Genomic DNA, 26,308 nt, shown 5'->3' with positions numbered 1-26,308 from the left:
TTACCCTTTATTAATTGCTTTCAATACATCCTTAATTGACTTGTAGGTATTTTTTTTAATGGTATCAAAAGCTGCTTTTGGCAAATAAACAGCTTCCGTAATTTCCTCTTCTAATTGCGGGGTTAAATCCGTGTTATTGTCGCCAGCTTTTAACAGGTACCAATAGGTTTTCTTAAGGTGATCTTTTTCTTTTCTACGGTAAGTATGGTAAGTATTCATTAAATGTCTTTCAATAACGGGAGGAGTGGCAAGGCCACATTCTTCTACTATTTCTCTGACAGCGGCTTCCTCAATGGTTTCACCCGGCTCTAATTTACCTTTTGGAATGTCCCACTTGCCATCTCTTTTAATGAAAAGAAATTTTTTGTTGAGTTCTACTAAACCGCCTGCAGCTTCTACAAATTTGTAATTTTCAAATATTGTTTCAAATACTGCTTCCGATTCAATTTCAATGTATAAGTCAGTGAATTCAGAATTGTTAAATTCCGCTAACCCATTTCGTATTTCTGCTATGGATAAAAAATCTTCTGTACTTTCTGGATTAATTTCAAAAAATACAGGCTTGTTATCGATAAAAACTTTATAAATTTGCATATATGATATTAAATAAAGATAAGGCGCTAAAGGTAGCAGAATTTTTGCTTCAAATCAAAGCGGTTAAGCTACAACCTCAAAATCCTTTTACATGGTCGAGTGGGTGGCAATCTCCGATTTATTGTGATAATAGAAAAATTTTATCCCATCCTAAAGTTAGAACCTACATTCGTCAAGTGTTTGTCGAGACCATTATTGAAAAATATGGCAAGCCAGATGTCATTGCAGGTGTAGCTACTGGCGGTATTGCAATTGGTGCATTAATTGCTGAAGAAATGGGCTTACCTTTTATTTATGTTCGTTCTTCCGCTAAAGCACATGGCATGCAAAATCAAATTGAAGGTGATTATTCTGCTGGTCAGCAAGTGATTGTAATTGAAGATTTAATATCAACAGGTGGCAGTAGTTTAAAAGCAGTAGATGCTTTAAGGGCTGCAGATATGACTATTAAAGGTCTTGTTGCTGTATTTACGTATAACTTTCAACAAGCGATTGATAATTTTAAGGCTGCAAATTGTGACTATACTGTTTTAACAGATTATGAGCATTTAATTAACCAAGCAATTGCAGAAAATTATATAACAGTTAATGATAAGGATTCTTTGACTGAATGGAGATTGAACCCAGAAAAATGGAAGGCAGATGTCAACTAAAATAGAAAGTAAAAAAGTAAGCATTAAAAACTCAACGCAAGCAGTGTTTGAGTTTTTAAATGATTTTAATAATATCAAAGCTTTATTGCCGACGGATAAGATTTCTGATTGGGAGTCAACAGTGGATGCATGCTCCTTTAAAATTCAAAATGCAGCAATTATTCCGTTAGTTAAAAAAAGTACTACCCCACATTCTAAAATTGATATTGTAGGTGGAGAAAAAGCACCTTTTCCTTTTACATTGGATATTTTCATCAACGAAAAAGGAGCAAATGAAACGGAAGCATACCTCTTTTTTGAAGGTGATATCAACATGTTCTTAAAAATGATGGTAGTGAAACCATTGACGGCATTATTCGATTATATGGCAGATGGCTTAAAAGTTGAATTGGAAAAATAATTATTTTTTCGTTTTACTTTTTTGCTAATTCAATGACTTTAATGGCCATTTTATCCCAGGTAAACTTATCTTTTTCTGGGGCGAAATTAGCTTGAAATTCAGCGGTTCTATTTTCTGTAAAATAATTATCTAAAGCATCCTTAATTTGAATAGGATCTCTTTCTACTACATAGCCAACTTTTTCGTGCGGTACCATTTCTGGTAGTCCACCAACATTAGTTACTAGCATAGGGGTTTCAAAGTGATAAGCAATTTGTGTAACACCACTTTGTGTGGCCGATTTATAAGGTTGCGCAATGATTTCAGCGGCAGAAAAATAATAACCTACTTCTTCGTCTTTAATGAACTCATTTTTTACAATTACAACGTCTTTTAAGCCTAGTTCATCAATAAGTAGTCGGTATTCTTCTTCGTTGGCATAATACTCGCCAGCAACCAATAATTTTACACCGTACTTTTTGTAATCGAACTGTTGAAATGCTTTGAGTAATAAATCCAAACCTTTATAGTCTCGCACTAATCCAAAAAACAGTACATATTTTAAATTAACATCTAAATTTAAATAGTTTTTTGCAGCGTTTTGATTGTATTTCGGACCATAATTATCGAAAAGTGGATGGGGGTTGTATAAACAAGTCGTATTTGTGAATGTTTTTAAATCCTTGGCTACACTTCTACTCATGGCGATAAAACCATCATTTGGTTTTATAAAGTATTTGGTAAACTGTTTATCACCTATTCTAGACTCATGTGGAATTACATTGTCTAAAATTGTAATTATTTTGGTGTGCTTATTTCTTTTAATTATCCTACCAATTGTACCGAAACACGGTCCCATAAAAGGTAACCAATATCGGAAAATAACAATGTCAGGTTTGGCCTTTTTTATTTCACGTCCTACCTTTATCCAGTTCAATGGATTGACTGAACTCAATTTTCTTTCAATTTTTAAATTGGATGGTGCTTTCGCTGTTGAATATTGGGTTTTACCAGGAAATAAAAAATCGGGGTATTGTGTGGTAAACGTAATGATATTGACTTCGTGTCCCATGATTTGAAACTCATTGGCTAGTCTTTCATTTCCTAACGCTATTCCTCCTCTAAAAGGATGAGCTGGACCAACAATGGTTATTTTAAGTGGAGACTTAGTCATCAATATTTTTTTCAATCAAATAGGTATTTCTGTTTGTGGCGCTTCTGCCAATTAATTCGGCAATAAAACCAGCTAAAAATAATTGAGTTCCAATAATCATAGCGGTTAATGCTACGTAAAACTCAGTCCTATCTGCTACCAAACGGGCACCAGTGTCAAAAAATAATTTATTAAATATTAACCAAAAGGCAATACCAAATCCAATGATAAAAGATAAAGTACCTAATAAGCCAAAAAAGTGCATGGGTTTTTTACCAAAACGAGTAATAAATGTGATGGTAAATAAATCTAAAAAGCCATTTACAAAACGGTTTAAACCAAATTTTGACTTCCCATATTTTCTTTCTTGGTGCTGTACTACTTTTTCTCCAATTTTATGAAAGCCTGCAGATTTTGCAATGACAGGAATGTAACGGTGCATTTCGCCAAATATTTCTACCGACTTTACTACCGCTTTTTTATAGGCTTTTAAACCACAATTCATGTCGTGTAGTTTAATCCCACTAATCATGCGGTTTACACCATTGTATAATTTAGTAGGAATAGTTTTTGAAAGCGGGTCATACCTTTTCTTTTTCCAACCGGATACCAAGTCGTATCCTTCCTTGGTTATCATGTCATACAATTCCGGGATTTCTTCCGGTGAATCTTGTAAATCTGCATCCATGGTGATAACTACATCCCCACTTGTTGCTTGAAATGCAACGTGTAATGCGGCAGATTTTCCATAATTACGTTGAAATTTAATACCTTTAACAGAACTATCCTTGGCTTTTAAGTCCTCAATCACTTGCCATGAATTGTCAGTTGAGCCATCATCAATAAATATAATCTCGTAGGAATAATGATGGGCATGCATTACTTTTTGAATCCATTGGTGTAATTCAGGTAATGATTCGTCCTCGTTTAACAAAGGGACAACAATTGATATTTGTGGATTGGTCGACATAAGTATTGAAAGCAAATATAATTAACCCTTTTTTAATAAGTCGAACTACGGAGATAATTTTAAGTATTATTTGTAAGATTATTAAAAATACGTAGCAAACTTTAAACTTGTGCTGCAACTTCAATAATAGATACTTTAGTGTTGGATAATAATTCTATTTTTATCCAACCTAGTTTTTCGTGCGTACTCATCTTAATGCCAATATAAATTATTTCATTTAAATTTAAATGATTACAAATTGGATCAACGTGAATAATGCTAGTATATGTAGTAGTATCCAAATTTATTTCAGTTGTCTCTTCGGCTTGTTTTGTATTTTCACCTACCCAAATGCAGGATCCGTTTGCAAATAAATCAGACTTTTTTAATTCACTGGAAGCTTGGAGAGGAGTAGTTTGAAAAACATCACTTTTTAAATAATAAAATGCAGTAGATGAGGTAAGGGGACTACAAGTTCTTATTTGGCTATAATATTTGTTGTATACTTCATCTTCTATAATAACAGAATCTAAACTGGAGGTGTTAAATATACTGTCATTCTGATAAGTACCATGAAAAAAGGCATTTTCGTCAACTGAGGTGATGTATACTCCTTTATTCGACCCTGCACCACTTGTGGTGCCATCATATGCGTGAATACTAAAGTCTATTTTACCATCCAAATCAATGTCTAAATTAATATTATCTAATTGGTCCGCTTGTATGATTTGGTTAATGGATTGAATTGAAACTGCATCTGCTGTCCCCATAATTAATTCATCACTTCCAACAAAATTATCCCCTTGTTTATTACAAGCAAAGACTAGCATGAGTAATATAGAGACAATAAAAGATGTTTTTATTCTAGGCATATATATTCTTTGTGCAACAAAGATATAAGGTTTTCAATACATATTGGATGGATCAATTAACAATTAGTTTTTGCGTCATAGATTGTCCTTCGGCATTGATCTTGATAAAATAAATTCCAGAAGGTAATTTGTGATTAAAGCTGTACTTTGATTCCTGGATACCATTTTTAGAAATGACTTTTTTTCCGGTGATATCAAATATTTCGAGGTCAAATTCAGGTGCGTTTTCCCAGGCAATGGTAACAAGTGTTTGACTAGGATTAGGGAAGATATCCACCTGGATGAATACATTAAAATCGCTTATACCATTTGGGTTTGGTCCTGCGTTATAGCACATGGACGTGTCGGTGCAACCATTATAAGTCACTTCAACGGCATAAGAACTAATTGTTGGAGCGGCTAACGTTTGACCGGTTTGACCAGTTACCATGGCATAGTTATTATTACAATCTAACCATTGATAGGTCGCATTGTTTTGATTTGCAGATAAAGATTCAGGGGTTATATTTACGGTTACGTCAACAGCATTAAAAGTCAAGTCCAAAGTAAGTATAGAATCACATCCATTTGCATCATTGTATACCATTGTTGCAGTGTTATTGTCGCTTGTATACGTGTTGCCGTCAAGCCAAGTGTAATCCGTTTCGCATGTGGTAATTACATCAATAGTGTTTGTCAGTTCGTATATAGTAAGCGTTATTGTTTGAACGGAATCACAACCGTTCGCTGCAACAAAAGTGTTTGTTATCACCGTATCAGCAGTCCAAGTAAATCCGTTTAAATCAGTAAATGCTCCACAATGAGACGTAATAATTGTGCTAGAAGTAGGAAGATTAATACGCAGGTTTAATGTGATAACAGAATCGCAACCTACTGTATTCGTTAAAGTATGCGTGGCTGTATTGTTGTCATTTGTATAGGTGATACCATCTAACCAAGTGTATGAATTGCATGCAACAATAGAATCAGTACTGCTGGAACTATGGTTGATTGTCAAATGAATAGTAAGCACAGAATCGCAACCTACTGCATTCGTTAAAGTATGTGTGGCTGTATTGTTGTCATTTGTATAGGTGATCCCATCCAACCAAGTGTATGAATTACATGCAACAATAGAATCAGTACTGCTGGAACTATGGTTGATTGTCAAATGAATAGTAAGCACAGAATCACAACCTCCAACATTCATAATGGTATCGTTAAAGGTTCCGGATAACATATAGTTCAAGCCACTTGGCGAAGTATAATTGTCACATGCTGAAACCAAAATGCTATGGTAAGTGGTGAAGCATGAATGTATACATGCATTTGTGGTATGAAAACCTAAGGAATCGTCCATGTCCTGCGGATACGCGTCCCATTCCGTTGCACCTATGGTCCAATCTGTTTGTCCACCTTGAACGCCAATTTTTCTTATTAAAGTATGGTTTAGTGTCGAGCCTGTGCCCACAGGCCATGAGGATCCTGGATCTATTCCAATTTCACCAATAATGTCTAAAGTATCACCAGTGCTTATTTTCTGAAGCCATAAAGCATCATCACCATTAAAGGTCGTTAATCCAGAAACGGTATCGCTTTCAATAGGGATATTTCCTGTCGCTTGAGAATTCGAAACAACATAAACTTCACCTGGTGCTAGGTTGCCAAATAACACAAAATTAATACTTGAAGTCGCATTTCCGTTGGTGTTTTTATGAATGGTATAATCAGATAAATCTATAATAGAATTGGTAGGGTTGTAAATTTCGAGTGCCTTATTGTTACTGGATCCCTTTATGTATTCCGAAAAAAAAAGATCTGTACATTGTGCGTTTACAGCAATAGTGTTGAGTATAATAATCATTAAGGCTAATAATTTTTTCATCTTCCAAGGGATTTATAGATGAAGAAGATATGAAATTATTCCCAATTACAAAAAAGAAAGTTGCTAAAATATAGTTGTTTAACTTTTTTGTCAATATAATTCTTGACAAATAAAACCATTTGCGGTTACAATTTTTTGTACCGTTAAAGAACACATAAAAGGGCTTTCAACCCGAAGGATGCCGTCGCAATCCTCCAAGTCAAAATTCCACTCGCATTTTTGAGTCAATGCGCCATTTAATTTGGGCGTTAAAAACTGAACTTCATTTACCGTTCTTACGCTTGTTTTAAATACAAATATTTCCATTTTATCTCTCGTAAAAGAATGGTGGTGCTATTCCTAAACTTCTTAAATATACATAGCCTTGTCCTCTGTGATGAATTTCATTGTCGATAAAATAGAATAAAGTAGATTGCACTGTGCCTTCATACATTCCAAATGCAATAATCGATTCTTGAAAACGGGCTGGCGTTAATTTCGGCCATAATTCATTAATGGTTTTCGTTGTTTGATCCCACATTGCCAAAAGGTTCGCTTTTTTATTTTCAGGATTGAATTTTTCAACCAGTTCTGCTTTTTCGCCAGTTACAATTTCATTTAATCCCGGACCAGCAATACCAATCAATTCCATGGTTAATTCGGCAAAAGTACGCATGCCTCCAATTGAAAAATTAAATAATTCTTTTTCTGGAAACGCTTCAATTACTCTTCTCGTTACATTTCTGTGTCCTTGCCAATGCGCTAATAATTGTGCTGGACTGATGACAACCTCTGCTACTTTTAAATCTGTACTCATAATAAATGTTTTTTTGATTTTTGATTGAAACAAAAGTAGAAGAGGGTAGTGACAACAGTTTGTCAGTAGTGAAAAATATTAATTTATTTTAAATTTAAAATCTAGATATACAAGGTTTTGAGTTTTAATTTTGTGGGCCGTTTTACTTGTTGACATACACCTGTCACTGCTGTGTTTTTACTTTGTCAAATATTCATGTTGCCTATGAATTTTAAGGTAAAATGTAATTTGAGGAGTGACAAAAAGTGGGGAGATGAAGGTTTTGAAAGTTTTTATTATTAAATTGAAATCCTATATTTGGAATATAGGTGTATCCATTATGAGTTTAGATAACATTAGCCGATTTGATAGAATAATCGCCATTTTAATTCAATTGCAATCCAAGCAAATTATACGCGCTAAAGACCTTGCCGATCGTTTTGATGTCAGTTTAAGAACCATATATAGAGACATTCGCACCTTGGAAGCTTCGGGTGTTCCAATTAACAGTGAAGCTGGTATTGGCTATTCTATTGTAGAAGGTTATCGATTGCCGCCTATCATGTTTACAAAAGAAGAGGCGGGTAGCTTTGTGGCTGCTGAAAAATTGATGGAAAAGTTTACCGATAAGTCATTGGGTGCACACCATCAGTCGGCCATGTTTAAGATTAAATCTGTTTTAAAAGGTAAAGAAAAAGCTTGGATTGATGCTTTAGAAAAACACATTCACATTGACCCAAAAGAAAATGTATTCAATGAAAACTTACCGGATGCCATGTCTATTTTGTTCGAAAGTATTGCTAAAAATACGCAAGTCAGAATTGATTACCAAGCGTTGAATAGCGAAAGTCCGACCAATAGAAGTATAGAGCCCGTGGGTCTGTTTAATGAAAATGATTTTTGGTATGTGTATGCATATTGTCACATTAGAAGTGATTACCGTCAATTTAGAACGGATAGAATGCTTTCGATAATAGGTTCTAATATTGGTTTTGAACAGCTTCATCCTCCATTAAGTGAATTGAGGACAGCTTTTGAACCTAAAATCGAATCCTTGACGGAGGTAGTAATTTTAGTCGATAAATCTGTAACTCGATTTATAAAGGGCGCTCGAAAACAATATGGCTTTATCAGTGAAAAAGACCTAGGGGATGTGGTAGAAATGACTTTTAAAACGCGTTTTATTGAAAACGGATTTTCTCGTTGGTATTTGATGTTTAGCGATTATGCAAGCATTGTCAAGCCTGCTGAATTTAAAGAACGGATAAAGTCGCTTTTAACCGAAAGCTTGTCACGACTTTAATTTAAAAGTCCCAAATATAAAGTTTTGAGTCGTGTCAAATGGGGTATGGTGAATGTGATGCTCAAAACCTATAGCATTAAAACCGTCTTCAAATACAGTTGTCATACTTGCCTCATCATACTGTTGAATGTCTAGCCCACTGCATTTTTTTGGACCATCTTTTGAAAAAGTTCCCAGTATCAAATACTGACTGACGTATTGACTTACTAATGCAACATAATGATTAATTGCGGTAGGGTCGGTTAAAAAGTGAAAGGCGGCACGGTCGTGCCAACAATCGTATTTTTCTGTTGGTTTAAAAGTATTGATATCACTAACAATCCAAGTAATTGAATCTGCTTTTTCACCCAATCTTTTTTGTGCCCTTGCTATTGCATTGGCTGAAATGTCGAGTACAGTAATATTGGTGTATCCAAGTGTTATTAAATGATCGACCAATAAGCTATCACCGCCACCAATATCAATAATTGATGCTTCCTTTGCTAGCTTGCAAGCAGCAATTAAAGCTAAAGATTTTTCAGGAATGGCTTCCGTCCAGCTGACCTCTTCAGGTGTTTTTACAGCATAAACTTGTTCCCAATGCGATTTATTATCCATCATGATTTTAGTGTGTTCAGTGTTTGTTTTCCTTCAGTAATTCAGGGTATTTTGCTTGAAATGCTTTCAGTCTCGGAACAGAAACCCCTTGAATATAACCTTGGTTCGGGTGCAATCGTTCATAGTTTTGATGATAAGCTTCCCCCATCCAAAATTTGGTAAATGGCATTACTTCACTCGCCACTTTTAATCCCTTCGATTCCAAGGCTTTTATTTTGGCTTCAATGATTGCTTTTTCTGCTTCATTTTGATAAAAAATAATACTTCTATATTGACTGCCGCTATCAGGTCCTTGTCCATTCACTTGTTCAATGTTTTGACTGCCGTAGTATACATCCACCAATTGCTCGAATGAAATTACCTTGGGGTCGTACCATACTTCTACCGCTTCAGCATGACCAGTTTTACCGGTATTGGAAGCTTCGTAAGTTGGATTTTTTGTATGTCCCCCAGCATAACCTGAATATACTTCTTGTACTCCTTTTACACTTTCATAAACTGCTTCTACACACCAAAAACAACCACTTGCAAAATGTGCTTTTTTCAAGTTGCTGGTATCTAAAACTGCATTGCTGATTTTAGGTTCAAATTCCTTGTATTCCTTTGTTTGGTTTGTACACGCTATAGTGATGGTGAAGAAAGCAAGGCATGTGATACTGGTGAAAAATATATTTTTTAACATGATTTGTTGTTTATTGAATGGTCGTTTTATGGTTAAATACCTTACGGCTTTTAAAGTTTTTTAAGGAAATCACTCCAGTTATTGAAAAACGATTATCAAAAAACGGATGAAGAAAAAATACTTATCGCAACAAGTACATTTTCCCAAAGCCTTTTGTGAAATATTGATCCGCACCACTTTCTCTTAGGTCAATACTTTCTTCTTGAATATTAGAAATCACACGGTATAAATAAACTCCATTTGCCAACTGATCACCAAAATCATCTTTACCATCCCAAGCGTATTGGGTAATGTTTCTTCCAATGTGAATTGGTCCCAATTCATCAATGGTAATTGTACGGACTACGGTACCCGTAATATTTAAAATTTGAATGGTCATCTCATCCGGAATGATAGCACCTGTTAGGGTAAATACAAATTGAGTTCGAGTAGAGAAGGGGTTAGGATAATTCATTAAGTTGGTAATGCTCGATTGATGGTCCACTTCAAATTCAATGTCATAATTATAATCCCCCGACAAATTACCTGATTTATCTGCACCTTGCACCAATATGCGATAAGTTCCATCCATTTCAAAATCTCCATCATAAATGATTTTAAACTTCTTGTTCGACGCATTAGCAGGTACCCAATCCAAGGTTTGTTCTCCGGCGCTATTTCTAAAATTAACTCTTTTTTGATTCCCTTCAGGGTCGGTTAAAAATATACCAAACAAAGCCGTGTCTGCTTCATTGTCGAGTAATAGCAATGGGTTTTCATCTTTTAAGGTCATAATAACCTGACTATTTGGACTGACTAAATCACCATTTAAGATAAATTGATTATCGAAAGTCACTTCTAGAATGGGGTTAATATTATCAGAATTTACATAAATTGGTAATTGACCAATGTTATTAAAATGGTACATTTCAGGTTGGTCGGTTTTGTCTGGAGTGGTATATGGATTTACTTCTACCCATAAGCTGTTGACTTCAGTCAATCCAAAACTAGGAATAAATATGGTGTCTCTTATCGTTTGATTTACCCGCAATGAATCTTGTCTTGGGTAACTAATAGGAATAATCTGATGCTTATTATTTTCAACCCAATAATTAATCAATAAAGAATCCATGGGTTGATCAGATATGTTTTTTATATCAAAACTAATGGCAATTTTTTCTCCTTCATTCAAGGTGTCTGTCGAAATGTAATAGCCATTGGTTGATGTGATTGCGGCTTCAGGCAATGGTTGATATAATACATGCCAGCTGTCTAGTTGGGTTGGGGTGTTGTTGGTTGAATCGACAGTATTCATTTCAAGCTGAAGATAAGTGAAACTATTAATGTTGTTAATGTTACTCAATTGCAAAATGGAATCATTTTCTGTGAATATGGTATCTAATATAAGGGCTGAGTTTCCATTTGCTGTCAAGCCATACAATTTCAACCTGGTTTGGTCTTGGTTAACATTATCAATGCTATGTTGTTGCCAATATAAGACTTCCCAATTTTTTGCAGGACCTATTCTTGTCGATTTTTCCAAACCACTAAAGTCTTGACCAACAATAGTATCTTCAAATTCAATATAATCATTAACATTAACCCCATATACTTCTTTAAAACTGGAAATATCTCCTTTTCTAAAAAAAGCAATGTATGGTTTATCCGACTTTCCAACCGCAATACTGTCTGATCCTAAATTTTGAAACATACTATACAATTGGGGATTGTAGGTATCCCAATTTGCATAAGAAAGTTGCATAGCCGTGTAAATAAGTACATAATATCCGTCAGGGACTTGGTTTTCAATCATGTCTTGAAAACTCATCAATTGGGTTTGAATATGTTGTTCAAACGTAAAGAATTTTTCAACACGATCGCGGCAATGATTAAAGCTATAAATATCATTTGAATTTCCGAAATTATGATTGGGATTTATCAGGACACCATTCATAGTATCTCGCGTACCCCATGCTTCTAAAGTGTTAGGGTTGATGACTGCCACTTGTAATTTTGGATTAGTATTACAAAATGCATAATCTGCCAAAGATCCATCTAATTCCCATAAGGTATATATGTACCCTGTAGAGTTAGATGCATTTCCATAGGTTTGACAATGAACTGTTTTTGAGGTTGGATCAAAGGTTAGGTCTCTATTTCCTCGGTTATAGTGTAGGGAATTAAAGTCATTATTTTTAAATTGAAAAAAATGATCTTGTCCCCAACCACTTTTACCTTTGATGTATTGAAAGGAAAATTCTTGCCAATTATAATTCCCTGGTTCATTCACACTAACTCTCCAAAAATAAACCATACTGTCTACTAAAGTTAAAGGCGATACTACGCCATTGCTTGCATTCCAATCATTAGGAAAGACTTCTATTACGCCACCTGTGGAGCTTATTTGATGATTTTTTAAAAATGGACTATTAAATAAATCAGTCGTATCAATTTCAAAACGGTAATTATTCAAGTCGGCAAAAGGATTGATGGTAGATGCTTTTAATACAATGGAATCGTTTGGTACTACGGCATAATTATAAGGCCATACTGGATAAATGCCATCAATGTCAAATATGACTTGCTTATTCACTTGGTTGTTCATCACCTCATCATATTGTTCGGTAATGATATTTGGAATATCCACCTTTATTTCAAAATTGTTTAAACCCACCCCAAGATTCGTATAAAAAGGCATTTTTACTTGAATGGTGTCCATATAATTCAGTCCATATATATTTTGAAAGTAAATAGAATCACCACCACTATTCGGGAATTTTCTTTTGACTTCTAAGGTGAAAGTGTCTGTTATGGCTTTACCTAAATTGTATAAAACTACGTTTACAGCAATGGTGTCAACCGTTAAATTAATTTCACTTGGGGTAATAAAAACACCTGCTGAATTAATTTCAATTTCAGGGTTTTCATGCGTGTTGGTTTTTAAGGCTGGGTCGCCATGCAATGTCATTTGACTTAAGGTAGTTTTTGTGGTAAAGGAGTTAGTATATGGACTTAAATTATGTGCTACTATTTTCATTTGTTCCCCTATACTTCCGCCATAGTTTAGGGTAGATATTTGTTTAAACAATTCGCTGGAAAACTGATCTAAACCATATGGGAAGCCTTGATTTACATTGGCTATAAACGCAATTGCGCCTTCGTCCTCTATTAAAACATAGGTTTCGGATGTACTTTCAACAATTGGTTCATGAATGTTACCTGTTAGGCATGAATTGCCAATCACGAAGGGATATTTTCCTTTATTGTTCCAGTTTTCAGGGTCATCTACATTTTGGTCAAATCCAGTTGCAGAAGCATGTCCAAAAAAGGTCATAAAACTTACACCATCTGTAATTTTACTGGTCACCTCATTCGTTAAAATGGGACTGATTGGGTCGGAAACAGTTTTGAAATAAGAATTAACATTCCCCCCAAAATAGCTGTTTTCAAGCGTGTTTTCATAGGAGTTTAAAAACGATTTGAATAAAGTTTGCTCATATGCAGTCGTTCCTCCTCCAAAATGCAATATTTCCTTTTGCCACAATTTACTGGGTATATTATAGATTGCATTTGGATCTTGGGCGAGTTCAAATTCCTTTACTTTATTTAAGTAGGTAATTACTTCTGCATTATTGCTAGCTGCCAATCTTCCAATAGGAATTAAGGGTTCTAATGCAGTACCGTTTAAACCTGCTGAAATTAACATGTCACTGGCAGGGAAACCAAAGCTGGGAATTAAACACTGGGCATAGGCCGTAGATGTCGTTCGCATGCCACCGCCAGAAGCTGATCCTTCTGTGGCTTCTCGAATACCTTTTCCAATTAAAAAAATATGACCGGGAGGATTGTTGGGAGATTGGTTAAAAGCAAAGTCTTGAAACCTTCTTAAGCCCATTACATGTTTAGGTACGCCACCACCAAATTGTAAGTTGAGTTCATCTATATCAAAAAGTAAGGCATTTTTATTCCCACCAGCTGCACTTTGTCTATAGTTTAAATAAGTTTGGGCACTTGTATTTAAACTATGGTGTGTAACCATCAAGTAGGCAGCTGCATAATTAAAATTAAAAGGATTGGTAAAAGTACCATTTCCATTAATAGGAGAAATAGAAGGTACCGCCATTATAGCACTAATATCAGTGAGTATAAATTTATGTTTGCCTTGACTGGAATTTGGAATAATTACTTTAAATTGACTACCACTAATGGTAACTGGTAACTTTCGAATGGTATTACCAATAAACGCCAATCCGATAGGTGCGGAGGCATTAAAATTGGTGAAATTATAATAAGCTTTTGAACCAGTTCCATTTAATGCTTCCATTTCATAATAACTTGTATTATTTAAGTTGGGTTGACTTGGGTAAGTCAATTCAACATAATGTATAGCAACCTGATCAGCTACTGCACCTTGATCGTTAATGAGTTCATGACGGATGGTGGTATTTGATCCACTTAAGTTGGTGGCTGGAAAATTAAAATTTAATTTATTTCCAACATAACCATTAAATATTAGGTCGACTAAAAGGGTATTATTTATAAATTCTTTAATTTGTAAGTGGTGATTGCCGGCACCTGTAAAAGTAGCGTTTGAAATACTAGCAGTAGAAGAGATTCCTGTAACATCAGGTGCACCAGCTGCTGTGTATGGAAAAGGAGTACTAAAAGTACTGTTAATAAAATAATTGCTAGAATTTACATTCATGGGTACACTTCCCCATCCTTCCCCATTTACATATTGGGAATAGGATAGCCCGGAGGATTTAAAGCCAAATGTATAAGATTGATGGTAAGCGATTCCTATTGTTTTTAAGAAATATGGTTCTGGCGAGTAACTGGCGTAATTTACTGCCGTTTCAGTGATCATCCTGTTGTTACTAAGGCTATTGTTCCAAGTAACAAAATAAGTAATGGTGTCGTTGTAATGCGGGTAGTATTTATTCGGTACGTCTATTGGGTTTTCATACAATAACGAATCTAACCAAGTGTTGTTTTTTTGGGCATAAAATAATAGGTAATCTCCAGCATCCATACTCCCGTCACCACCGTCTTCAACATAAATAGGTTGCTCTTTTTCGAAACCAAAAATTTGAAAGTTTGCAGTATGGATGGTTTGTAATGGAATTCCTGCTGCATTTAAGGTCGCATAGTCTAATTTATATACACCATCTTGGGTAATTTTAAAGCTATAATATTGTTGGTTATAATCTATCCATTCGTTACCGTACTGACTTAATGATAAAAAGGAGTAAAAACTTATGAATAAGGATAGAATTATCTTCATATTTAATCGTTTGGCATTTTTTGAGGGGCATTTTTTATTCCTATTTTTAAAGAGAAAACATGAGAATACAATGCAATCGAAGCATCACCAACATCCGTAAATGCGTAATCAATATTTACGTTTTTAAAACCAATACCTAAACCAATATTTGGTTGAAAGCTTAAAGATTCCGTTAAATCTGTATTTTTTATCCATTGTACATTACCAACTCCCATTCTTACTGCCACATATTTTAAGTAACCAAATTCAATGCCCAAGTGTGGGTCGATACTAACTGGGCTGGTGCGAATAAGTACATTTCTTCTTCCATCCGTGTTTAAATCAAAATTTATTTCACTGGCCACATAAAATTTTTCTTTAATGGGCTGTTTAAACTGAACTCCTAAAATTACTTTTGGTAAGGTTAATTCAAGCGCGTTTTGAGGTAAATCATTTCCCGTTGCTTGAAAAACTTCAATAGTTGTGCTATCTAAATTATAAGTCCACGCATTAAAAGTGGAAGTAACATCTCTAATCACCAAACCAAACTTCCATTTATCGCTTAGCTTATATTGTGCGCCAGCATCAATTCCAAAACCATAAGCCTTGGCTAAGTCTCCCACATGGCGATAAATTATTTTAAAATTTCCACCAACACTCAATCCTTCAATTCCTAATTTTTGCGCATAAGAGAATAAAAATGCATAATCTCCAGCAGAAAAGGTGGTGATTCTATCATAATCTATATTTCCATCCGCATCTATTAATTGGGTGGTGTTTGGAATGTCGTCTACTGCAAATCGTATAAAAGAAAATCCACCAACGCCACCATTTCCTAATGGTTTAGCCAGTCCAACATAATCAAATTTTGATATTCCAGCAAAGTATTCTGCATGCATGGCAGCAATGTCCAAAAAATTGGTAGTATTTGCTAATCCAGCAGGGTTCCAATATCCAGCTGTTACATCATCTACTCCTGCTACTACAGCATTTGATAGACCAAGTGCTTGTGCACCAATACCAATATTCAAAAATTCGTTAGAGTATTTCGGAGCCAAACTACCTTGAGCATGTGCCATTCCAAAACTGAAAATGGAAATGTAGAGTAAAATGCGGTTTAATGCCATAATTAAAGGTAAAATTAAAGATTATTTTTTAACTATTTTTACAAACTCCAAAAAATCAATTTTATTGTACTGTTTATAAGTATTAGGCATAGTAAAATGGGTGGAAATTGGCGAGAAGTGAAATATTATTCACACATTTGTTTATGGCGAAAAAAAGAAGAGCAGTACCGAATTTTTTTACAATTGGAAATTTAATGGGGGGCATATTGTCCATTCTTTTTGCACTAACAGGTAAAATAGAGTGGAGCGGCTATTGTATTTTTGTTGCTATTGTCTTCGATTTTTTTGATGGCTTTATGGCTGGCTTATTGCGGGTGAAAAGCGATAAAGGAAAGCAAATGGATTCCTTAGCGGATATTGTTACTTTTGGTGTGTCACCCGGTTTTTTAATGTTTAGTATATTGACTGTTTTAACAGAAAATGAATTAAATATACCAATGGCTTCTTTTCTCGAAAAAGCGAGTGTTACAGAAGTACAACATCAACTTTTTCCTTCCTTGGCTTTTTTATTGCCAATTTTTGCTTTGTTTCGTCTGGCTAAATTTAATGTCGATACCCATCAATCTACTTCCTTTTTAGGCGTACCAACCGCTACAATGGCTATCTTTTTTGCTGCTTTCCCATTTATTATTCATGATGCCGTTTTAAATCCGAGTGATACAAAGTCATGGATAATGGATTATATTTTACTTAATCCATTTGCATTGGCAATTTTAATCCTTGTCTTTTCGGTTTTAATGGTAAGCAGAATCCCCTTGTTTGCTTTAAAGTTTAAAAATTATGACTTTAAAAATAATCAGATTCAATACTTATTTTTAATCTTTAGTATAGGGACTATAATTCTATTTAAATATTGGGCAGTACCAATTATTGTTTTGGTATATATTTTTATATCCGTATGGAATATTGTATTTCAAACGAAGTCCAATAAAAAATAATTAGCATTTTTGCAGCCATGAATTCAATTAAAAGATTAATCCCAAATTTGTTAACCGCAGGAAATTTAGTAGGTGGAATTTTCGCGATTATTTTTACCTTAAATGGACATATGGAGTGGGCGCCCTATTGTATTTTTCTCTCTGCTATTTTTGATTTTTTGGATGGTTTTGTGGCAAGACTTTTAAAAGTGCAAAGTGAACTGGGTAAACAATTAGATTCTTTGGCCGATATGGTAACTTTTGGTGTAGCACCAGGAATTATAGTGTATAAATTGTTAAATGGTCCAGGCACTCATTCTTACATACATTTAATCACCAATAAAATATTTTATGATTATGAGTGGTCTATTGGAGAAAAATACGAGTGGATTGGGGAGTACTTGCCTTATATCGCTTTTCTAATTCCCGTGTTTGCATTGTTTCGTTTAGCAAAATTCAACTTAGATACACGACAAACCAGTAGTTTTATTGGTTTACCAACACCAGCAATGACTTTATTCTTTGCGGTAATTCCATTATTAATGCTGGAAGCAATAATGGGGCAAGGTAAAATGGAAGTCCAGTTTGTAAATATTATTGCAAATCCCATCTTTTTAATTCTAGCAACAATTGTTTTATCTTTGTTGATGGTCAGTGAAATACCCTTGTTTAGCTTGAAGTTTAAAGACTTTAAATTCAAAGGAAATGAGATACGTTATTTGTTTTTAACAATTTCACTTTTGTTGTTTGCAACTTTATTCTTTTGGTCTATACCGATTATTATAATATTATATATAATTTTGTCACTTATTAATAACGCAGTAAAACGGAAAAATGAAGTTTAAAGCAGAAATAGATGTAATGCCATTAGCAGCATTATTAGATCCTCAAGGAAAAGCAGTATCTCAATCAATGAAAAATGTTGGATTGGCTGAAATTACAAATGTTAGAATTGGAAAACACATTACACTATTTGTGGATGCCGCGTCTAAAGAACAAGCAGAAGCGAAAGTGGATGAAGCTTGTAAAAAAATGTTATGTAATCAAATTATGGAAGGTTATACTTTTTCTGTAGAAGAAGCTTAATTTTACAATCATACTTAAAAATGAAAAACCTTTCGGTCTATGACTGAAAGGTTTTTTTATTACCCAATTTTAAAGCCGAGGCCAATATGGAATAAACTCGTTGTCGCCATTCCAATGGTAAAAGTCAAAGGTGTTTTCACCGAAATATATCGGTAACCTATGCCAAAATGGACCAATTCATAGGGCTCAAAATAATTTTTAAAAGGAAGGTTGGCCCCCAAAGATATTTCAAATCTATTGCTGCTTTTACCATAGAACGCCAAGGCATAGGCAGCAAGGGAATATAATAAATCATCATCAAATGGCGCGCCTACTTGGCCTTTAAAACCAATCCCTACATCTTGATTTTTGCTTTTATTGACCATAAAATCGAGCCTTAAATTTGTGCCAATAATATCACCGGTAAAGGCACCTAAATATAAACCACCAGTGACTAATGCGTATAAGCGGTTTTCTCTGGCAGTGTTATCTTTTGCTAAAATAAGCAATGGGTGAAGTTTTTGAACTTGACTATTCTCCAATTCGAAAAGTGGAAGGGCGGGTACTATAGCTGCGTCTCCAGGCTTCCAAGTCGATTGACTAAATGCCAATTGAATCATAAATACAAATAGAAAAATAAATAGTACCTTCAAGATAAATGTTTTTAGAGAAGAAAGATACGTTGTATTTTTTAAAATATCCTATTATTTTTAATAAGTCCAAGTATTGGTAAAACTATTAAAAAAGTCCATCCCAATTTTAAACTGATAGGTAATGGCTTCACTAGAGTTGGCACGAGTAGCCATGAAGACACCTACTTTAAAGTATTGCTTTTTAATTCTAAACTTTTTTTCCAGTCCAGCAAATAATTCTGCATGCGAGTAAGCAATATCTTGAATGATTAAAGCACTTGCTCCTGCAGTTAATTCTAATTTCAATTTATTGATCAAAGGAATTTTATTCATAATAAATCCGTTAAAATGGTGGACATAAAAAGTTTGAAAGTATGGCTTGGAAGTGTTAAAAGTAGAGTCTAATAACTGATGGGAACGCAATGGATTTGAAAAGAAGAAACGATCAGAGCCCCTAAAAAATTTATGTTCCATAAACCTTAAGTCTACTTCATTGACAAAAGTTCCTGCTAACACACTCCATTTTGAATCTCCATAATTACCAAGATTGATTTCGTCTGAAGCCTTTAATTCAATAAAATCAAAGTTTACTTCACTGTTAAACAGTTTTGGAATACCTTTTCTATAGGTCAACTCCAATTCGGGATACTTGGTTCCTATAAGTTGTTTTTCATTTTTTTTGATGATGTATTTTTGTTTAAAGCGATACAAGAACTGAAATTCAACCAGAGAAATGATATAGCGATCGAAAGTGGCCGGTTGGTTGAGTTCTCCAAATAGTAGTGCCGACCATTCCGATAGAATTAAATTGTCAATCCCTTGTCTATCGGAATAACTTAGGTTTATTTTCCCATATAAACCATTTACAATTTCTATTCTATGTCCTATTTCAATAAATTGTTTTCTTACATAATTCCCCCTCGAAAATGTACCTAATACCGAATTGTAGTCTGTTATTAAGTCGTAGGAATCTCCGCCTCTAAGTTCAATTAAACCAAATCGTTTAGGTAAAAAGGTGTATTCTAAGCCCATTTTCCATTTCAAATCCTTGTTGTTGAAACCATAATCTAAATCCGCATCTACCTTAATTTTTTGCGCATTTTTAAATTTTTTGGTATAGATGCCTCCAGTTCCTAATCTAAACCCTCCTACACCAAAAACTCGAATAGAACTGAACAATGGTTTAATATAAATACTTTCTTCTTTAAACCTGTCTCTAAATGCCACACCGTTTAAAGTAACATCCCAAAAAGTAATCTTGTTAAATGCTTTGTCTAAACTGTCTAGGTATGCTTCACTTTTTATGTGTTTTTCAATACTATCTTGTTCATGTATAAATGACAGTTCTGTAGCTTTTAATTGAATCGGTCTAATGCCGTCCCAGTAAGCTGAATCTTTGGTGAAAGCTTCGCTTTGGTAAACTAAAATTTCATTGTCAAAGTCCTTTTTTTTCTCCGCATTGTTAAAGGTGTAATTTGAATGATTGACTCTTGTGTTGGCTGAAATAATGTATTTTCCATCTTGGATGGCGTATACATATTCTCTTCTAATGGGTACCCATGCCGAATCGATCATCTGATAATCTTGTAAAACAGTAAAATCCTTAAAAAATGGCATTGCAGCGGAGTTGATATTTAACTCAAAAGACTGAATGACCCATAATTTATCAATAATGAATAAGGTACCTTCGAATAATGCAGCTTGTTTAAATTTTGGAATCACTTTGATTTCATAAATCTTATGCCCTGTTTCTTGCTCGTAAAAAATATTAGCTAAGTCGAAATTGTAATTTAAAAATGCGTTAAAACCAATGGGGGAGACAATAGGGTGTTCTGAAATTTTTGGTAAATTCAACATGTTTTGATACAAATTAAAGTCGCCATCTTGAATTTTTTCAAAAAAGATGTAAGGGTTGGTTGCAATATACTGTATGGGAACAATGGAGGTTCCGAAATTAAAATTTATGGATGCTGAAAAATTATTACTCGATTTATCTGCGTAATCGTGTTGTGCTACAATTTCCTCTTTATAAGTATTTGGAGTTTTAAATTTGGTGATGGAAAAGGATTCTATAAAATTCATTTTAGCAGGACCAATAGCAATGATACTATCTATTTCTTTGGAGCGTTCCGCAATATTTGGTTTAATACTTTTTTCTAAACTTGTTTTTAAATAAGTGTTACAGGTATAGTTTTCATATTGGTTGGCCATATTGTTTCTATTGTCTTGCATGGCTTTAATGACTTGCTTTGCCACATCTATCTTTTTCGAGCTTACTTCAACGGTTTCGAGTCTTTCAGAGTATGTAAGCATTTGAATGTCAAACGTGGTAATTTTTTGATGGATGTCAATGGGTATAACCGTATCTTTCATGCCTAACATTTTAAAGGCTATAGGGTAGTTTTTTTTACTGCTTAATTCAATAAAATACCCTCCTTTTAAGTCTGTAATAACGCCGTATGTGGTTTGGTCAATAAATACGCGGACACCAGGAATTGGCATGTTTTGATCATCCGTCACGTTACCTTTAAGTACGTATTGAGAAAGTAATGAATTGGAAATTATAAGAATTAGAAGAGTAAAAAATAATTTCATAGAATGGGTTGTTTTATAGGTAAGACTATAAAAGAGTTAATTTGTTACAACTTAGGCATAAAAAAACCGCCATCTTAAAAAAAAAGATGGCGGTTTGTATTTTTATAAAAGATTTTTTAGTTGTTCATTGACATTAAAAACTCTTCATTCGATTTTGTATCTTCAATACGTTCTTTCATGAATTCCATGGCTTCAATTGGGTTCATATCGGCTAGGTATTTACGCAATACCCAAACTCTTTGTAGGTAGTCTTTACGCATTAATAAGTCTTCACGTCTTGTACCAGAAGATAAGATATCAATGGCTGGATAAATTCTTCTATTAGAAATTTTTCTATCTAATTGAAGCTCCATGTTACCTGTACCTTTAAATTCTTCAAAGATCACTTCATCCATTTTAGAACCGGTTTCAGTTAAGGCAGTGGCTAAAATGGTTAACGATCCACCATTTTCAATTTTTCTAGCTGCACCAAAAAATCTTTTTGGTTTGTGCAATGCATTCGCATCTACACCACCAGAAAGTACTTTTCCAGAAGCAGGTTGAACCGTATTATATGCTCTGGCTAAACGGGTGATTGAATCTAATAAAATGACAACGTCATGCCCGCATTCCACCATTCTTTTTGATTTCTCAAGTACGATATTGGCTAATTTTACGTGCTTATCAGCAGGTTGATCAAAAGTAGAAGCAACCACTTCGGCATTTACCGATCTTGCCATGTCAGTAACCTCCTCAGGTCTTTCATCAATCAATAAAATGATTAAATAAACTTCGGGGTGGTTTGCCGCTATTGCATTGGCAACATCTTTCAATAAAACCGTTTTACCAGTTTTTGGTTGTGCCACAATCATTCCCCTTTGCCCTTTACCAATTGGGGCGAATAAATCCATTATTCGGGTAGAAGTACTTTCTTTTTTATGGCCAGTTAAATGTAATTTTTCATCTGGAAAAAGAGGCGTTAAATACTCAAACGGTACACGGTCGCGCACGTAACTTGGGTCACGCCCATTCACACTTTCAATAGATATTAATGGAAAATATTTTTCACCTTCTTTTGGTGGGCGAATGGCACCTCTTACCGTATCTCCAGTTTTTAAGCCATAAGCTTTAATTTGGTTTTGCGGTACATAAATATCATCTGGTGATGCTTGATAGTTGTAATCTGACGAACGTAAAAAACCGTAGCCATCTTGCATCATGTCTAATACGCCTTCGCTGATAATAATCCCATCAAAGTTAAATCCATAATAATCTTTTTGAGATCTTTTTTGGTTCGGATTCGGTTTTTTATGATTGGCTTGACCGTTGTTATGTATTGGTTTTTTTTGATTTTGTTCCCCTTTGTTTTCTCCTTCTGAAGTTTGAGTAGCACTTTTAGGTGCATGCTCATTATTTTTCTTCTGGTTAGGATTAGGTCTTGGGTTTGGTCTAGGACGTGGGGTATTCTTAGGTTTGTTGTCGCTATTTATTGCGTTTTCAACATTTGGATTATCTTCTCTTTTTCTTGGTCTAGGACGAGGAGTAGGCTTGTCTTTTGGACTAGGGGCCGATTTAACCTCAGTTGTTTTTTCTGCAGAAACTACCTCTTTTATAGGAGTTACAGTTTCTTTAGGCGTATTCGTTGCGGTAACAATTGCGTCAATTACATCTTGCTTTTTTTTAGTTTCCATATTTGGAATTTTAAGCGAAGAAGCCATTTCACGTAATTCAGCAACTTTTTTTAATTTAAGTTCAGATAATTGTGACATATAAATAAATAAGAAATAAAATCTTTCGATTCTGGCTATTATATTTTGTTAAATATTAGATAGGATGTGAACCTTTGTTCACGATTGATTGTGGTACAATAATACAAATAAAAATAAACTAAGTAAGTGTTTTCCTTAAAAATATCGATTTTAACTGCAATTAATGGCGGTAAAGTGACCGATTTTTAGAAATTTTTACATCAATTAACATTATTTAAAAAATTAGGCTGTACGCATTCTTTAATTTTATACTTATAAAATCAAACCATAAAATACGACAGTCATGAAACAACCAACAAAATTAATTTTATTCGGCTTACTAGCAATAGGGGGGGGATACGCAGGACAACAATTGTCAAATCAAACAACATTACATAACAACATTACACAAACTCAGGGGATGGAAAATAACCTTATTAAGCCAGTAGGTTTAATGAGTAACGACCATCAAAGTGGATTAAGTGATTTAACCATGGCGTCCGAAAAAGCGGTAAATGCAGTCGGGCATATACAAACTCATTTTGTGCGATCGGAAATTACTTACGATCCTTTAGTGAAACTATTTTATGGTAAAGATGCCTATAAAACAACAGAAAGACATGGTAAATCCTCTGGCTCAGGTGTCGTTATTTCAGATGATGGATATATGGTAACCAATAACCATGTGGTGCAAGATGCCAAAGATATTTCGGTTATTTTAAATGATAAAACTTATAAGGCAACGCTTGTCGGAACTGATCCATCTACAGATATTGCGGTGATAAAAATTGACGGCTACCGTTTACCATATGCTGAATTTGGAAATTCTGATAATTTAAAACTTGGAGAATGGGTAATTGCAGTGGGTAACCCGCTCAATTTGCAATCTACCGTTACCGCAGGTATTGTAAGTGCAAAAAATAGAAATATTGATTTGTTATCCAGAAATTATAATCCGCAGGAAAATGTTTTTCCAGTAGAGTCTTTTATACAGACGGATGCCGCAGTGAATTCCGGAAATAGTGGTGGTGCTTTAGTAAATACTAGCGGTGAATTAATAGGGATAAATACAGCCATTGCATCTGGTACAGGATTTTATGCTGGTTATTCTTTTGCCATACCTTCTAACATTGTTAAAAAAGTAACTTATGATTTAATATCTTTTGGAGAAGTAAAACGTGTGCAATTAGGTATTAATCTAATTGAAAATAATACAGGAGTAAAAAAATCATATAATTTAGGTAGTGAAAAAGGAATTGTTATTGCCAATGTATTAGAAGGTGGAAATGCAGATAAAGCAGGATTAAAATCAATGGACATTATTTTAGGCGTGGATGGAAAAAACATCCGTTCTATCGCAGAATTACAAGAATCTATTGTGATTAATAATCCTGGTGATAAAGTGGAATTAAAAGTATTGAGGGGAGAAGAGGAAAAAATGATGGAAGTCATGATGGCTCAATAAAAATTGACTTCTTAAATTAATTGATTTCCATTATATTTGTGGTAAATTAAAGTACCATGACATTAATAAAATCAATTTCTGGAATTAGAGGCACCATTGGTGGACCAATAGGGGAAGGATTAACGCCTTTTGATACGGTTAAATTTGCTGCAGCTTATGGCTGTTGGATTAAAAATCGTTCTAAATTAAGCAATCCTACTGTTGTGGTGGGAAGAGATGCTAGGCTTTCTGGTCAAATGATTTCAGATTTGGTAATTGCTACCTTACAAGGATTGGGAATTAATGTGATTAACCTTGGCTTGTCTACTACACCTACCGTTGAAATTGCTGTGCCAATGGAAAATGCGCAGGGAGGAATAATTTTAACTGCTAGTCATAATCCAAAACAATGGAATGCTCTAAAATTATTGAACGAAAAAGGCGAGTTTTTATCTGCTGTTGATGGAGAGGAATTACTTTTACTTGCCGAAAAGGAAGCATTTGACTTTGTTGAAGTTGATGCATTGGGGACTTTAAAATTAGACGATACTTATTTACAAAAACACATTCAAGCAGTCTTGGATTTGGATTTGGTCGACCAAGAGATTATTAGAAGAAAGAATTTTAAAGTTGTGGTAGATGCTGTTAATTCTACAGGTGGCATTTTTGTGCCGGCTTTGCTAAATGCTTTAGGGGTGACGAACGTGGTTGAATTGTATTGTGAGCCTACGGGACATTTCCCGCATAATCCAGAGCCGCTTCCTGAAAATTTAACTGCTATTGCAGATAAAATTAAAGAAACAGGTGCCGATTTAGGTATCGTTGTTGATCCTGATGTGGATAGATTGGCTTTTGTGAATGAAGATGGGACTATGTTTGGTGAGGAATATACGCTGGTTGCTATTGCAGACTATGTGTTAAGTAAGACACCAGGAAATACAGTTTCTAATCTGTCTTCTACGATCTCTTTAAAAGAAGTTACTGAAAATAGACAAGGTGTATACAATGCTGCTTCTGTTGGTGAAGTAAACGTTGTGGAGAAAATGAAAGAAACGAACGCCATTATTGGAGGAGAAGGAAATGGTGGTGTCATTTATCCCGCGATTCATTATGGTAGAGATGCTTTGGTTGGGATTGGTTTATTTTTAACGCAATTGGCTACCTCTGGATTAAAAGCGACAGAATTGAGGGGAGAATATCCTAATTATTTTATTTCTAAAAATAAAATTCAATTGGCTCCCAATATGAATGTTGATCTTATATTAAAAACCGTTGCAGCACAATACAATAATAATGAAGTAGACACCCAAGATGGTGTGAAAATTTATTTTGAAGACCAAGAGTGGGTGCACTTAAGAAAAAGTAATACTGAGCCGATTATTAGAATTTATGCGGAAAGTAAAAATGAAGCGAAAGCGAATGAATTAGCAGAAACAATCATGGAACAAATACGCAGTATTTCTGTCGCAGTATAAAGCTACCTTGAATATAGTTTATAAGCAAAAAGGAAGGACATAGTCCTTCCTTTTTGCTTTCTCAAGTTTTTGCTTTCTCAAGTTTTTGCTTTCTCAAGTTTTTGCTTTCTCAAGTTTTTGCTTTCTCAAGTTTTTGCTTTCTCAAGTTTTTGCTTTCTCAAGTTTTTGCTTTCTCAAGTTTTTGCTTTCTCAAGTTTTTGTTTTCTCGCCAGGTTGTTTTTTTGCTGGTATAGTTTCTTCGTTGGATTGGGGACGGCGATAGA

Annotated in this window: 22 protein-coding genes; 8 read left to right on the top strand and 14 right to left on the bottom strand. The window is 34.5% G+C overall.

Annotation, left to right across the window (positions count from 1 at the left end):
* Entirely contained in the window at positions 1-594 is a 594-nt protein-coding gene (locus tag DNU06_RS11100) for an NUDIX hydrolase (protein ID WP_111063405.1), read from the bottom strand.
* Between the two features lie 2 nt (positions 595-596).
* Here DNU06_RS11100 and pyrE point away from each other — a divergent pair, with 2 nt between their 5' ends.
* Positions 597-1,247 (top strand): orotate phosphoribosyltransferase, encoded by a 651-nt coding sequence (pyrE, locus tag DNU06_RS11095; protein ID WP_111063404.1) that lies wholly within the window; start codon positions 597-599, stop codon positions 1,245-1,247.
* The gene (locus DNU06_RS11090) at positions 1,237-1,647 is read left to right on the top strand and encodes a hypothetical protein (protein ID WP_111063403.1); all 411 of its coding nucleotides are present in this window, start codon (positions 1,237-1,239) and stop codon (positions 1,645-1,647) included. The genes pyrE and DNU06_RS11090 overlap by 11 nt, the downstream gene beginning before the upstream one ends.
* 13 nt (positions 1,648-1,660) lie before the next feature.
* Here the strand turns inward: DNU06_RS11090 and DNU06_RS11085 are convergent, their stop codons facing one another.
* The 6 genes from DNU06_RS11085 to DNU06_RS11060 form a co-directional block, all read right to left on the bottom strand.
* A complete protein-coding gene (locus DNU06_RS11085; RefSeq protein ID WP_199399016.1) occupies positions 1,661-2,815 on the bottom strand; it encodes a glycosyltransferase in 1,155 nt (384 codons plus the stop codon).
* The gene (locus DNU06_RS11080) at positions 2,793-3,749 is read right to left on the bottom strand and encodes a glycosyltransferase family 2 protein (RefSeq protein ID WP_111063401.1); all 957 of its coding nucleotides are present in this window, start codon (positions 3,747-3,749) and stop codon (positions 2,793-2,795) included. Before DNU06_RS11080 ends, DNU06_RS11085 begins: the two co-directional genes overlap by 23 nt.
* A gap of 101 nt (positions 3,750-3,850) precedes the next feature.
* Entirely contained in the window at positions 3,851-4,600 is a 750-nt protein-coding gene (locus DNU06_RS11075; RefSeq protein WP_111063400.1) for a hypothetical protein, read from the bottom strand.
* A 52-nt stretch (positions 4,601-4,652) separates the two neighbouring features.
* The gene (locus DNU06_RS11070) at positions 4,653-6,464 is read right to left on the bottom strand and encodes a T9SS type A sorting domain-containing protein (RefSeq protein ID WP_111063399.1); all 1,812 of its coding nucleotides are present in this window, start codon (positions 6,462-6,464) and stop codon (positions 4,653-4,655) included.
* 90 nt (positions 6,465-6,554) lie between these two features.
* Positions 6,555-6,770 (bottom strand): hypothetical protein, encoded by a 216-nt coding sequence (locus DNU06_RS11065; protein ID WP_111063398.1) that lies wholly within the window; start codon positions 6,768-6,770, stop codon positions 6,555-6,557.
* A gap of 1 nt (position 6,771) precedes the next feature.
* Complete coding sequence (locus DNU06_RS11060; protein ID WP_111063397.1) at positions 6,772-7,260, bottom strand: DinB family protein; 489 nt, start codon at positions 7,258-7,260, stop codon at positions 6,772-6,774.
* A gap of 253 nt (positions 7,261-7,513) precedes the next feature.
* Here DNU06_RS11060 and DNU06_RS11055 point away from each other — a divergent pair, with 253 nt between their 5' ends.
* Positions 7,514-8,542, top strand: coding sequence for a helix-turn-helix transcriptional regulator (locus DNU06_RS11055; protein WP_317048240.1), 1,029 nt, complete (start codon positions 7,514-7,516; stop codon positions 8,540-8,542).
* Here the strand turns inward: DNU06_RS11055 and DNU06_RS11050 are convergent.
* The 4 genes from DNU06_RS11050 to DNU06_RS11035 form a co-directional block, all read right to left on the bottom strand.
* On the bottom strand, positions 8,531-9,142 hold the full coding sequence (locus DNU06_RS11050; protein WP_199399015.1) for a class I SAM-dependent methyltransferase: 612 nt from the start codon (positions 9,140-9,142) through the stop codon (positions 8,531-8,533). The two genes, DNU06_RS11055 and DNU06_RS11050, sit on opposite strands and share 12 nt — an antisense overlap.
* 13 nt (positions 9,143-9,155) lie before the next feature.
* A complete protein-coding gene (gene msrA, locus DNU06_RS11045) occupies positions 9,156-9,821 on the bottom strand; it encodes a peptide-methionine (S)-S-oxide reductase MsrA (RefSeq protein ID WP_111063396.1) in 666 nt (221 codons plus the stop codon).
* Positions 9,822-9,942: 121 nt separating this feature from the next.
* Positions 9,943-15,084 (bottom strand): putative type IX secretion system sortase PorU2, encoded by a 5,142-nt coding sequence (gene porU2 / locus DNU06_RS11040; protein ID WP_111063395.1) that lies wholly within the window; start codon positions 15,082-15,084, stop codon positions 9,943-9,945.
* A gap of 2 nt (positions 15,085-15,086) precedes the next feature.
* Positions 15,087-16,190 (bottom strand): putative type IX sorting system protein PorV2, encoded by a 1,104-nt coding sequence (locus DNU06_RS11035; RefSeq protein ID WP_146239219.1) that lies wholly within the window; start codon positions 16,188-16,190, stop codon positions 15,087-15,089.
* A 143-nt stretch (positions 16,191-16,333) separates the two neighbouring features.
* Between DNU06_RS11035 and DNU06_RS11030 the strand changes: the two genes are divergently transcribed.
* The 3 genes from DNU06_RS11030 to purS are packed head-to-tail and all read left to right on the top strand — an operon-like array spanning position 16,334 to position 18,193.
* The gene (locus DNU06_RS11030) at positions 16,334-17,128 is read left to right on the top strand and encodes a CDP-alcohol phosphatidyltransferase family protein (RefSeq protein ID WP_111063394.1); all 795 of its coding nucleotides are present in this window, start codon (positions 16,334-16,336) and stop codon (positions 17,126-17,128) included.
* A gap of 17 nt (positions 17,129-17,145) precedes the next feature.
* Complete coding sequence (locus DNU06_RS11025; protein ID WP_233503016.1) at positions 17,146-17,952, top strand: CDP-alcohol phosphatidyltransferase family protein; 807 nt, start codon at positions 17,146-17,148, stop codon at positions 17,950-17,952.
* Positions 17,942-18,193, top strand: a complete 252-nt coding sequence (gene purS, locus DNU06_RS11020; RefSeq protein ID WP_111063393.1) for a phosphoribosylformylglycinamidine synthase subunit PurS — start codon at positions 17,942-17,944, stop codon at positions 18,191-18,193. The genes DNU06_RS11025 and purS overlap by 11 nt, the downstream gene beginning before the upstream one ends.
* A 59-nt stretch (positions 18,194-18,252) precedes the next feature.
* Here purS and DNU06_RS11015 read toward each other — a convergent pair whose 3' ends face one another.
* The 3 genes from DNU06_RS11015 to rho all read right to left on the bottom strand — a co-directional run bounded on the left by DNU06_RS11015 (position 18,253) and on the right by rho (position 23,147).
* Positions 18,253-18,825 (bottom strand): hypothetical protein, encoded by a 573-nt coding sequence (locus tag DNU06_RS11015; RefSeq protein WP_146239218.1) that lies wholly within the window; start codon positions 18,823-18,825, stop codon positions 18,253-18,255.
* Between the two features lie 57 nt (positions 18,826-18,882).
* Positions 18,883-21,399, bottom strand: coding sequence for a DUF5686 family protein (locus DNU06_RS11010; RefSeq protein WP_111063391.1), 2,517 nt, complete (start codon positions 21,397-21,399; stop codon positions 18,883-18,885).
* Positions 21,400-21,515: 116 nt separating this feature from the next.
* Entirely contained in the window at positions 21,516-23,147 is a 1,632-nt protein-coding gene (gene rho / locus DNU06_RS11005; protein WP_111063390.1) for a transcription termination factor Rho, read from the bottom strand.
* 283 nt (positions 23,148-23,430) lie between these two features.
* Between rho and DNU06_RS11000 the strand changes: the two genes are divergently transcribed.
* The gene (locus DNU06_RS11000; RefSeq protein WP_111063389.1) at positions 23,431-24,591 is read left to right on the top strand and encodes a S1C family serine protease; all 1,161 of its coding nucleotides are present in this window, start codon (positions 23,431-23,433) and stop codon (positions 24,589-24,591) included.
* A gap of 56 nt (positions 24,592-24,647) precedes the next feature.
* Complete coding sequence (gene glmM, locus DNU06_RS10995; RefSeq protein WP_111063388.1) at positions 24,648-26,045, top strand: phosphoglucosamine mutase; 1,398 nt, start codon at positions 24,648-24,650, stop codon at positions 26,043-26,045.
* The last annotated feature ends 263 nt before the right edge of the window (positions 26,046-26,308 follow it).

This window comes from Putridiphycobacter roseus (genome assembly GCF_003234935.1).
In the GTDB taxonomy this organism is placed as follows: domain Bacteria; phylum Bacteroidota; class Bacteroidia; order Flavobacteriales_D; family Crocinitomicaceae; genus Putridiphycobacter; species Putridiphycobacter roseus.
The sequence above is the reverse complement of the archived record's forward strand: the minus strand, read 5'-3'. Positions and strand labels throughout refer to the sequence as shown.